The sequence below is a fragment of the Gemmatimonas sp. genome (genome assembly GCF_021298855.1).
Taxonomy (GTDB): Bacteria; Gemmatimonadota; Gemmatimonadetes; order Gemmatimonadales; family Gemmatimonadaceae; genus Gemmatimonas.
The window spans coordinates 1-11326 of sequence record NZ_JAJTHI010000035.1; the positions used below are offsets into that span (position 1 = coordinate 1).

General features: G+C 70.1%; 8 protein-coding genes and 1 pseudogene. 6 read left to right on the forward strand and 3 right to left on the reverse strand.

The genetic code is table 11. The annotated features are described in order from the left end of the window. Window positions 1-593 (reverse strand): annotated as a pseudogene (locus LW840_RS11715) (hypothetical protein); the annotation flags it as partial. 73 nt (window positions 594-666) lie between these two features. Between LW840_RS11715 and LW840_RS11720 the strand changes: the two are divergent. Both LW840_RS11720 and LW840_RS11725 read left to right on the forward strand, forming a co-directional pair. Then, the gene (locus LW840_RS11720; protein ID WP_291277026.1) at window positions 667-1215 is read left to right on the forward strand and encodes a hypothetical protein; all 549 of its coding nucleotides are present in this window, start codon (window positions 667-669) and stop codon (window positions 1213-1215) included. Window positions 1216-1250: 35 nt separating this feature from the next. Beyond that, a complete protein-coding gene (locus LW840_RS11725) occupies window positions 1251-1829 on the forward strand; it encodes a hypothetical protein (RefSeq protein WP_291262477.1) in 579 nt (192 codons plus the stop codon). 60 nt (window positions 1830-1889) lie between these two features. Here the strand turns inward: LW840_RS11725 and LW840_RS11730 are convergent, their stop codons facing one another. Continuing rightward, the gene (locus LW840_RS11730) at window positions 1890-3113 is read right to left on the reverse strand and encodes an HDOD domain-containing protein (protein ID WP_291262478.1); all 1224 of its coding nucleotides are present in this window, start codon (window positions 3111-3113) and stop codon (window positions 1890-1892) included. Window positions 3114-3262: 149 nt separating this feature from the next. Here LW840_RS11730 and LW840_RS11735 point away from each other — a divergent pair, with 149 nt between their 5' ends. Further along, window positions 3263-3754 (forward strand): hypothetical protein, encoded by a 492-nt coding sequence (locus LW840_RS11735; RefSeq protein ID WP_291262479.1) that lies wholly within the window; start codon window positions 3263-3265, stop codon window positions 3752-3754. Here the strand turns inward: LW840_RS11735 and LW840_RS11740 are convergent. Then, complete coding sequence (locus tag LW840_RS11740; protein WP_291277027.1) at window positions 3747-5339, reverse strand: L,D-transpeptidase family protein; 1593 nt, start codon at window positions 5337-5339, stop codon at window positions 3747-3749. The two genes, LW840_RS11735 and LW840_RS11740, sit on opposite strands and share 8 nt — an antisense overlap. Before the next feature lie 73 nt (window positions 5340-5412). Here LW840_RS11740 and ggt point away from each other — a divergent pair, with 73 nt between their 5' ends. The 3 genes from ggt to LW840_RS11755 all read left to right on the forward strand — a co-directional run. Further along, on the forward strand, window positions 5413-7128 hold the full coding sequence (ggt, locus tag LW840_RS11745; protein WP_291273291.1) for a gamma-glutamyltransferase: 1716 nt from the start codon (window positions 5413-5415) through the stop codon (window positions 7126-7128). Window positions 7129-7195: 67 nt separating this feature from the next. Then, window positions 7196-10102: a serine/threonine-protein kinase gene (locus tag LW840_RS11750; RefSeq protein WP_291277028.1), complete on the forward strand. Its 2907-nt coding sequence runs from the start codon at window positions 7196-7198 to the stop codon at window positions 10100-10102. A 4-nt stretch (window positions 10103-10106) separates the two neighbouring features. Continuing rightward, window positions 10107-11326 (forward strand): asparaginase (locus LW840_RS11755; RefSeq protein WP_291277029.1); only part of this gene is annotated, 1220 nt, incomplete at its 3' end.

The window sequence follows — 11326 nt, forward strand, 5'->3', positions numbered from 1 at the left end:
ACAAAGGGCGGCAGATCGTGCACCCAGCTTTTCTGGTTCTCGCGAACCGGTGCCGGGAGCGCGCCGAGGGGAGCCTGCGCATCGCGCCCGAAGAACTCGAGGCCGATGAGCAACCCGCGGTCATTGGCGGTGCCCCCGGTGGTGAAGCGTCCCACGAGAATGGTGACCGGCGGAAAGACGGCCTCCGGATAAAGCGCCTGGATCTTCCCGTAGTTGGCCCGGATGGTGTTGAGCACCGTGGCGCGATCAGGCGTGGTGCGCCACCAGGCGTGCAGGGCGTCGAGATACGCCGGGTAGGCGGTCGCCACTTGCGCAAGCGACGCGGCGCTGAGCTGCCGCAGTCCGATGAAGTCCCGGAGCCCGGCCGACGCGCTATCGAGATAGCGCTGCTGAAAGGCGCTGGCGCTGCCGCTGCGCCCCCCGTTCTCATAGGCGCGCCAGAAGCGGTCCACGTCTTCGGTGACCAGCTGCGCCAGCGCGGGACTCGCGGCAATCTCCACCGTCGGTGCGGTGGAGGGCTCGCCACGGCAGGCCGCGAGCAGCAGCAGGCTCACCAGTCGGATGGGGGTCACGCCCTGTTTGAGTAGTCTCATCCCCCAGTTAGACGGCAGTCACCCCGGCAGGGTTTCTTCGGCGGCCTGTGCCCGCACGTAGTAGCTTTGGTCCATGCGTCGCATCTTCCTCTGCCTGCCCATATGGGTGGTGGCCACGCTGTTCGCCGCGTGCGACACGCCACAGCCGGCCCCGCCCCGGACGAACGTCGCCATGGCGCCGGTCTCACGGCCCCCCACCCCCAGCGATTCCCTGTGTCCGCGCGACGGGCGCTGGCGCGACTGTCATCTGGCCGACCGCATCACCAAGGCGGGCATGGGGATCTCGGTGATGGACACCATTACCGTGCCGTACTTCACGGCCCCAGGCACGCGCTATCGGTTGGGGAAGACCGCCAAGCTGGTGGCGTTCTACTTCGCCGATTCGGCGGCGGCGGTGACGGCGACCGCCGGACTGCATGCCCAGCGGCTCACCCCCGGCGGCGACACGCTGGGCGCGTGGCCGAGCCGGCCGCTGGAGACCATCCGCAACGCGAATCTCGTGGCGGTGCTGTTCGAGGTGAACGCCACGCAGGCCGAGCGGGTGCGCCTGGCGCTCACGGCGGGGGCGCCGCAGCCCTACACCGAGCAGCCGCAGATGCTGCCGTCGGCGACGGCGCGATGAACCGCGCCTGCTGGGGCCTGGTGGTTCTCGTCGGAATGAGTGCCGGGGCGGGTCCGCGCGCCGCCCTGGCGCAAGGCCCGGTGGCACCGGGCGTGGGCGTACCGGCGGCGCCCGCAGACTCCACCGGTTTGGCGGGGCAGTACGCCATCATCGCGGCGGGCAGCGTGGCGGCCGCGACGTGGAATCAGGCCATTGGCCTGCCGGACGCGTGGCCGCGCACGTGGCGGGGGTACGGTGCGCGGCTGGGTGATCAGGCCGGGTTTGCGGTGGCGGAAGAGTCGCTGCGCGCCGGTCTCGGGGTCCTCGTGCCCTGGCGCGTCGTACGCTCGCCCTGCGAATCGGCACGGCGAGGGCACCCCCTCGGTCGGCGGGTGGTGGCGGCCACGCGCTGCGCGGTGCACGACCGCTTCGTGGCACAGAACGCCGCCGGGGAGGCGCGCCCCAATGTGCCGTTTCTGGGGGCTGTGGCCGGGGCCAGCGTCATGAGCCTCGCGTGGCGCCCGGAGCGGGCGGATGCCCGCAGTGGACAGACCTTTGTGGCGACCCGCATCGGCATCGTGCTGGCCGGCGCCGTGGCCAAAGGGATGTGGCAGGCGTGGCGGGAGCAGCCCTGACAGCGGGGCTCCGTGGTGCTGGGCTTTCGGCAGCACCACGGGGGATACGGCGGGTGGGGGTCAGCTGGCCTTCTTCACCGGCATCGCCGCCTGGCTGTCCAGCACCGCCCCCAGGGCTTCTGCCGTCCACGTAATGGCGTTCGTGTAGAACTCGCCTGCCTTCGCCGGGTCCACGCCCATCTCCCGCGCGATCCCCGCCGCGTTCTCGAACAGGCCCAACTCGTACGATTCGGCGAAGGTGATCGCGTCGGCGTAGGGGCCGGTACGCTCCAGGAGCGCATCATTGGCCTCGGTGCTGAGGACCACCCGTTCGAGGATTTCCGCGAGCGGCATGCGGAAGACGACATCGAGCAGCGAGAAGAGCCCCACCAGGAACAGGGTGCCGGCATCGCGTCCGGTCCCGACGAGCTGTTCGCACAGCCGACCGCGCTCCACGGCCTGGCGCACCAGCTCCTGGTCGATGCCGTTCTTGCTCTTGCGCGCGGCGGCCACCGCCACGGCCAGCCACCGGAGGAACGCGCCTCGGCCAATGAGGCGCAGCGCCTGCCCGATGCTGGCCACACCGCGGCCGCCGAGCGCCGCGCTGTTCACGAGTCGCAGCAGCTGGAACGTCAGCACCGGGTCAATGGCGATCACGTCCGTCAGCTGCTGATCACTGACGTTCGGGTCGCGCGCGAGCCCCATGAGGCGCATGGCCGCCACCGTGCTCTGCGGCATCTCGGCCGAGGGCAGCGGTTCAGGGCGACTGAAAAAGGTGCCCTGAAAGCCATCGAACCCGCGTTCCAGGGTGGCTTCGTACTGCTCCAGCGCCTCCACATTCATGGCAACCAGCTGCAGCGCCGACCCGTGGGCCCGGAGGCGATCGCAGGTGGCGTTGATCGTGGCCGGATCGCCGCTGCGCGCGTCCACGCGGACCCATTGCACCAGGGGAAGGAACGCCTCCGCCGGCACCGGCTCCGCGCCCACCGCCTCGATGGCCAATGGCACGCCGGCGGCGCCTAGGCGCTCGAGGGCGTCGGTGACCTCCGGGTCCGGCGTGAGTTCGGCGGGGAGCATCACGATCACCGATCCGGGCTCCGCCACCAGAAACCCATCGCCCAGCAGCTGCTCGCGGGAGGCTGACACGAACGCCGGCAGGCGGTTGCGCACTATGTCGAAGGTGCCGCTCAGGAAGCTTTGCGCGAAGGAACCTGCCCCGTCGGTCTCGTGAAACCGGATATCGTACCCGAGCAGGGAACCGGTTGCCCCGAAGACTGGCTGGCGAACGAGAGCAAAGTCGGACATGGCGTGGAGAAATTCAGCGTGGAGACCGCAAGGGGTGGCGCCGAGGCGCCTGCCCTGACGAGCTTCAGACGATCAGACGCCCCCAAGGGGCACGTGCGGCCGACCGGCCGACCCGCACGGTATCCAGTATCGTCCGCGAACCTTCCGAGATGAGTCTGTCGACCCTCGACGGGACCCTGCACCGCGGGTGCGGGGGCCGTTATGCGCTGCAAACGGAAACGGTGACCATGCGGCTGAGCGGGATGGCCGCGGAGGTGACCCGTGAGTTCTTCCGGTGCGAGAAGTGCGCCCATGAACAGCGCACCATCGAGCAGCGGGACGCGGCGGAGAAGGCGGCCACCGAGCACATCCGGGCGGCGCACAACCTGTTGGCGCCCAAGGCTATCCGTCAGCTGCGCGAATCGCTGGGGCTCACGCTGCCGCAGTTCGCCGAGCTGATCTACGGGACCCCCAAGGGGATCGTGGATGGCTGGGAGAAGGGGAAATACCTGCAGAACCGCGAGGCCGACGCGCTCATCCGCGGCCTGGCCGATCGGGACACGCTGGAGCTGCGGGCGGCCAAGGCGGGGGTTACGCTGCCGGCCGTCGAGCTGGCCGCGGCTCCGGTGGCGTCTGCGTCCCCCGCCCAACCGGCTACCTGAGGGGGGCGGGCAGGGGGCGCTGGTGTTCCCTCGCCAGCGCTCGCGCCAAGAGGGCGTCGCGCCCGTACACGTCGGGGCGGAACTGCAGCGTGCCGCCAAGGTCCAAGAACGCGGTGGCATAGGTGATCCGTACCGGCACCGGCGTCGTGAGCGGCACCGCCGTGCGGTGGCCGGTGGCAATGACCGAGTCGAGACGGGCGCGCGTCCACCCGTCGGCCCCGAGCAGCAGTTCGGCGAGGTCGTGCGGGCGCTCCACGCGAATGCAGCCGTGCGAGTGGGCACGATCGGGGAACGCAAACAGCGCCTTGGCCGGCGTGTCGTGCATGTACACGTTGAAGCGGTTCGGGAACATGAAGGCGATCTGGCCCAGGGCATTCCACGGCCCTGGTACCTGCTGGATCTCGCGGCCCACCCAGATCATGTGATTCCGCTCGAGGTAGTCGGGCTCCCGCCTCAGCTTGGGCAGAATCTCCTTCGCGGCGATGCTGGGCGGCACATTCCACGCCGGATTGAGCACGATGGTGGTGAGCGTATCCACGAACATCGGCGTCTTGTGTTTCCGGTCGCCAATGACCACCCGCGTGGCGAACACGGGCTGGTCATCGTCGATGACGAACGCCCGGTAGTCGGCCAGATTCACGGTGATCCACCGATTCCCCGTCACCGGGGGGATCCATCGGGTGCGCTCCATGCCGAGGCGCACCTGCTCGAGCCGGTCGCGCACGGGCACGTTGAGCGCAGCACCGGTCGCGCGACCGACCAGAGTATCCACGGTCAGGCCATGCCGCTCCTGAAAGCGTGCCACGGCCACGGCCAGCGCCGCGTCGAAGGTGGCTGTGCTGTCTCCGTCGTGCGGCCCCTCCAGATCGCCGCGCTGCCGCAGCAGCCGGCGCAGCTGTGCCACGCGCGCCCCCGACATGCCGAGCCGCAGCGTGGGACCGGCGGGCAGCGTATCCCAGCCCCCGCGCTGTTCAAGGGCGCGGAGGTGGTGCAGCGTCTCGCGCAGCCGCACGTAGCCCGGGGTCGCTGGAGCTGCGGCGAGCAGGGCGCGTCTGGCATCGGCGGCGTCGCGCAGGGCGCGAAGCACCGAGTCCCCGCGCAGCCGCGGCCGCACGAACGCGTGGTCGCGGTGGATGGCGCCGGGTACGGTGAGCCCCACGCCGAGGTCCTCGGCGAAGCGCAGGGCGATGAATGACAGCCGCACGTCGGCGCGGGCGAGGGCGGTGGTGTCTCGCGGATCGGGGGGCTGGAAGGCGTATGCGCGCGCGTCGAGCCCCTCGTCGTTGGCCGTAGCGAGCGCCTGCGTGAGGCGCACCCCGGCGGCTGTGAGCCCCCGCGCATCGGTCCACGCCGGGGTGAAGCGCTGGTCCGTATAGAATCGGATGACCGCAAGCAGCAGGGGCCGGTCGTGCCCATCGGCGGCCGATGGGTCGAGCGCGCGCACGACCGCTTCAATGGAGGCAGCGGGCGGCTCTGGGGCCAGGCGCGGCGGTGGTGTTGCCGCCTGCGGCGATGCCGAACGCACGAGGCTGGCGGCGAGCAGTGCCGCGGCACTCACGCGGCAGATCAGGGCAGCGGGTCCCATGGCCGGAAGATGCGCGGCGCCGGTGGCATATTCCGTCAGACATTTCCTCACGCCTCTTTCCTCGAGAGCCCGCATGCCCCGTTGCCCGCTCCGGACGCTTGCCCCCATCGCCGCCCTGCTGCTCACCTCGCCGGCCGGTGCCGTTGGGGCGCAGGACCGCTCGCAGTCCCGCTCCATGGTGCAGTCCCACCTGGGGGTCGTGGCGAGCGAGAGTGTGCTGGCGTCGCAGGTGGGCGCGCGCATTCTCGAACAGGGGGGCAACGCGGTGGATGCCGCCATCGCCGTGAACGCGATGATGGGGCTTGTGGCCCCGATGAACGACGGCATTGGCGGTGACCTTTTCGCCATCTACTACGAAGCGAAGACGGGGAAGCTGTACGGACTCAATGCCTCGGGATGGGCGCCCAAGGCGCTTACGGCCGAGTACTTGCGGGCCAAGGGGAACACCCGCATGCCGCAACGTGGGATCGATGCGGCCACGGTGCCGGGTGCGGTGAAGGGGTGGGAGGCGCTGCGCACGCGCTTCGGTCGCCTGAGCTTTGCGCGGATTCTCGCGCCGGCCATTCAGTACGCCGAGACGGGTTTCCCGGTGGGCGAGGTGGTGAGCGTGTACTGGAAGGACAGCGAAGAGGTGCTGCGGGCCGACGCAGCCACGGCGAAGACGTTCCTGCCCGGCGGCAAGCTGCCGCAGGTGGGCGACATGTTCCGCAATCCCGAGCTGGCGTGGACGTACCGCCAGATCGCCGCGCAGGGCGCGAAGGCGTTCTACACCGGCAACGTGGCGGCCAAGCTGCTGGCCAGTTCGAAGACACACGGCGGCACCATGACGGCCGCCGATCTTGCGGAGTACGACGTGGAGTGGGTCACGCCCATCTCCACCACGTACCGGGGCTGGACGGTGTACGAGCTGCCGCCCAACGGGCAGGGGATCGCCGCGCTCATGATGCTCAACATGATGGAGCAGTTCGATCTCAAGGCCATGGGACACAACTCGGTGCAGGCGCTGCACCACATGATCGAAGCGAAGAAGCTGGCGTACGCCGACATGCAGCGGTACGACGCCGATCCGCGCTTTGCGAAGGTGCCGGTGAGCGGGCTGCTCTCCAAGACGTACGGTGCGGCCCGTGCGAAGCTGATCAACGCGTCGGCGGCCAACTGCAACGTGCCGGTAGGCACGCCCGAAGGCACCGACAATGGCACCACCTACCTGAGTGTGGTGGACAAGGAGGGGAACCTCATCTCCTTCATCCAGAGCAACTACAGCACGGTGGGCTTTGGTGCGGGGCTCACCGTGGCCGATGCCGGCTTCGTGTGGCACAACCGCGGGGGCGGTTTCTCGCTCGATGCGGCGAGCCCCAACGTGATCGCGGGGCGCAAGCGTCCGTTGCACACCATCATTCCCGGTTTCATGGAGAAGGGCGACGAGAAAATCGCCTTCGGCATCATGGGCGGCTGGAACCAGTCACAGGCACACGCGCAGTTCGTGGCGAACCTCGTGGACTTCGGCATGAACATTCAGGGCGCGCTCGATGCACCGCGTTTCTCGAAGGAAACGTTTCCCGGGTGCGACGTGAACTTCGAATCGCGCATTGCGAAGAGCACGCGGGACTCGCTGGCGGCGATGGGGCACCAGATCGTGATGCGCGGCGACTACTCGAGCACGCGCATGGGGGCGGGGCAGGCGGTGCACCGGCACTTCGTGACGAAGGTCAACGCGGGGGCGTCGGATCCGCGCAAGGATGGGGCGGCGATTGCGGAGATGATCGTGGCGGCGCCGGTGCGACGCTGATGCATCATCGAGAGCGCTCGATGGCTCCGCGGCTTATGTTTGCGGGCAGCCCCTCTGACTTTCCCTCGTGACCGATCTTTCCAGTACGCTCGCTGCCGTTCTCGGTACCGCCTATCGTCTCGAGCGTGAGCTCGGCGGCGGCGGCATGAGCCGTGTATTCCTCGCTGAGGAAACTGCGCTCGGGCGCCGGGTGGTCATCAAGGTCTTGCCGCCCGATACCGCCGCGGGGGTGAACGCCGACCGCTTTCGCCGCGAGATCCTGCTGGCGGCGCAGCTGCAGCATCCGGCCATCGTGCCGCTGCTCACTGCCGGGGCCAGCGAGGGGTTGCTGTGGTATGTGATGCCCTTCGTGGAGGGGGCGTCGCTGCGCGCCAAGCTGGCGCGCAGCCCGCAATTGCCACTCGACGAAGCGGTCCGTGCCTGGCGCGATCTGCTCGAAGCCTTGGAGTACGCGCACGAGCACAATGTGGTGCACCGCGACATCAAGCCCGAGAACATCATGCTGAGCGGGCGCCGCGCGGTGGTGCTCGACTTCGGCGTGGCCAAGGCCGTGTCGGCGTCCACGGGGACCGTGGCGGCGGGGATGACGGGGCTGGGGATGGCGATCGGGACGCCGGCGTATATGGCGCCGGAGCAGATTGCGGGGGAGACGAACAGCGACGGCCGTCTCGACCTCTACGCCGCCGGTCTGGTGATGTACGAGATGCTCACGGGGCGCGGACCGTTCGAGGCGACGACGGCCAGCGAGCTCATGGCGGCGCATATTGCCAAGGTGCCGGCGCCATTGGGCACCTTGCGGGCCGGATTGCCGTCGTCGCTCGAACAGCTGGTGATGCAGTGCCTCGAGAAGAGCCCCGCTGCCCGCCCGCGCTCGGTGGCCGACGTGCTCCAGGCCCTCGACGCCATGAGTGCCGAGATCTCCGGCGCCCGCACCCCGTCGGCGGTGCCCGCGCCGCGCGCCGGCACGTCCCCCCGGCGCCGCCTGCCTCGCGCCCTGCTGGCCACGGTCGGGATTGGCCTGGTGGCTACCGCCGCCTTCGCCGGCAACCGTTATCGCGAGCAGCGCGCCGACACCATCGCCCGCCGCGGCGAGAACCTCGCCGACTCGGCGCGCCTCGCCGTGCTGTTCCTCCCCGCGGTGTCCGACCCCGCCGACAGCGTGCTGGCGCGCGGTCTGTCCAGTGCCGTGCTCAATGCCGCCCAGAGCGACCGCCGCCTGCTGCCACTCGGCGACCAGCGGGCCATTTCCATGGCGCTCGAACTGGGTTTGGAGCCCGGCACCGTGAGCCGCGACACGCTCTTTGCCATGGCGCGTGACCTCGGCCTGCATGGCACCGTGTCGCCAGCCGTCGCCCGCGTCGGGAACGGCTTCCTCTTCAGTACCGAAGCCCGGGTCACCGCCAACGACAGCGCCCTCTTCCGCCTCGAGGCCTCGGCCGCCGATGCCGCCGGGGTGTCGGCGGCGCTGACGTCGTTGGCCGAGCAGACGCGGGCCGGGCTGGTGCGCGCGTTCAGCCGGGTCCCGAGGCCCCAGGCCACCGGAAAGCTCATCGGCACGACGCCCGAGGCGGCGCGGCTCTGGACCGAGGCCATCGAGCTGATCGACCGGCAGGACTATCTGCGGGCCGCTGACAAGGCGCGGGCCGCGGTCGCGCTCGACAGCAGCTTCGCCGGTGGCTGGCAACTCCTGTCCGTGTCGCTCAGCAATGCCGGCGTGCGACCGCACGAGCGCTTCGTGGCCATGCGCGAGGCGTATCGGCACCGCGACGGGGTGCGCTCCCGGTGGGTCCGATCGCTGGCCACGGCCCCCTATCTCCGCGTCATCGGCAAGCCGGCCGAAGCCGTGCAGGTCCTCACCGCCGGCGCCCTGCGCGACCCGGGGCAGTTCCGGGGGCAAACCGAAAACGAGATGGCGCTGGCCTACTCCGCCATGCGCCGCCCCGACCTCGCTGTGCGCTACTACGCCATTGCCCGGGATTCGACGCGTCGCGCACCGCGGGTGTCCGACCGGAACCTGCTCACGGCCCTGCTTACGGCCGGGCAGGTGGACGAAGCGCGACGGGAGTGGGGCCAGTACGCGGCCGTTGCCGGCGATTCGAACGACGTCGTGCGGCGCATGCGCCACGAGCTGGCCTTTGCCCTCCGTGACGTGGACAGCGCCCGAATCATCGCCGCCCGACGGGTCGCTACGGCCAAGTCCTCGTCCGTGCAACTCACCGCCGGCCGGGCGCTCCGCAACGCGCTCGTGGCGGGCGGGCAGCTCGACTCCGCGTGGCGCGTCGAGCGCCGCCGCCGCGAAATCCTCACCAGCCTGCGCGACACCGCGTCACTGCTGGCGGCTGACATCACCGAGGCGCTGGCCCGCGCGGAGTTCGGCGAAGGTGCCGGGGCCGCGCCCCGCCTCGAGCCCATCCTGCGCGATGGACGACTGCAGGCCCTGCTGCCCCTCGATCGACCGTACGGCGCGCTGGTCACCGCCCTCGTCGCCACCGGCCGCACGGCCGATGCCCGGAGGGTGCTGACGGAATGGACGGCCAGTGTGCCCCCCGATCTGGCGCGGGTGCAGGGGTGGTCCATTGCCACCGCGCGCGGCGAACTCTTCCTCGCCGAAAAGAACGGGGCGGCTGCTCTCGCGGCCTTCCGTGCGGGCGACTCCTCCGGCTGCCTCGCCTGCGCGTGGCCCAACTACGCCCGCGCCTACGACCTCATGGGCAAGCGCGACTCGGCCATCTACTGGTACGAGAAGTACCTCGCCTCCTCCTCGGTGGCGCTCGCGGACTCATCCCACGCGCGCCTGCTGGCCCGGGGCTACCGGCGCCTCGCCGAACTCCATGAGGACGCCGGCCACACCAAGGAGGCCTTGCAGCGCTACAGCGATTTCGTGGCGCTGTGGAAGAACGCCGACGCGTCGCTACAGCCGGCGGTGAAAGCGGCCAAGGAGCGCATCGCGCGTTTGCAGGCCACGCGAAACTGAGGAGATGCTGGTGATCCGCCCGAGCCGGTTTGTCTGTCCCGCCGTCGCGCTGATGACGGTGGTGTTTGGCGCCTGCGCACGCCGCGGTGCGGCGCCGGTCACGTCGGCGAGCCCCGCCACGCCGGTACCGGCGGCGTCCGCGCCTGCCTCGCCAGTGGCCGCGCGCCCGGTGACCGTCGTCCCCAATCCCAACGCGCCCAAGGTGCTGGTGATTGCGACGGGCGGCACCATTGCCGGCGTGCAGAACGCGCCGGGAACCCTCGGCGGCTATCGCGCCGGCACGCTCACGGCGGAGCAGATCACGGCGTCGGTGCCGGAGCTCGCGCGCTACGCGCGGGTGGAGACGGAACAGTTCTCCAACGTGGCCAGCACGATGGTGACGCCGGAGATGTGGGTGAAGCTGGCCAAGCGCATCAACGCCGTGCTCCAGCGCGGTGACCTGGCTGGTGTCGTGGTCACGCACGGCACCGATCGGCTGGAGGAGACGGCGTTCTTCCTCTACCTCACCGTGCGCTCCAGCAAGCCGGTGGTCGTGGTGGGGTCGCAACGCCCGGCGACGGGCATCAGTCCTGACGGTCCCATCAACCTGCTCAGTGCCGTGCGCACCGCCGCATCACCCAAGGCGACGCAGAAGGGCGTGATGGTGGTGATGGACGACCGCATTCTGTCGGCGCGCGAGTCGCGCAAGTTGTATCAGCGCACCGGCGGCTTCAGCACCGGCGACATGGGTATGCTGGGTGTGGTGGCATCGCAGGGGCCGGAGTTCTTCTTCGCGCCGGTACGTCGCTTTGGCGAACGCAGCGAGTTCGACCTGGACGGCGTGGACACGCTGCCCAAGGTGGAACTGACGATGTCCTACCCCGGTGGCACGGGGCAGACGTTCACTACGAACCCCAAGGGTGTCGTGGTGGCCACGACAGGCATGACCGCCGCCGAGAACGCGACGTACCGCGTGCTGCGGCAGACGGGGGTGGTGGTCGTGACGTCGTTTACGTCGGGCGAGAACGCCAACGGTGGCGGTGGGGGCGGTGACGGCCCCTCTGCGCCTGCGCGGACCGATTCCACGGCCCGTCCCGATTCCGTCGCCCGCCCCTCGGCACCGCCCGCGCCACCGGTGCCGCCCGCCGTTGTTGCCCAGCACCTGACGGCGACCAAGGCGCGCATTCTGCTCATGGTCGCGCTCACGAGGACGCAGGACCCGCGCGAGATTCAGCGGATCTTCAA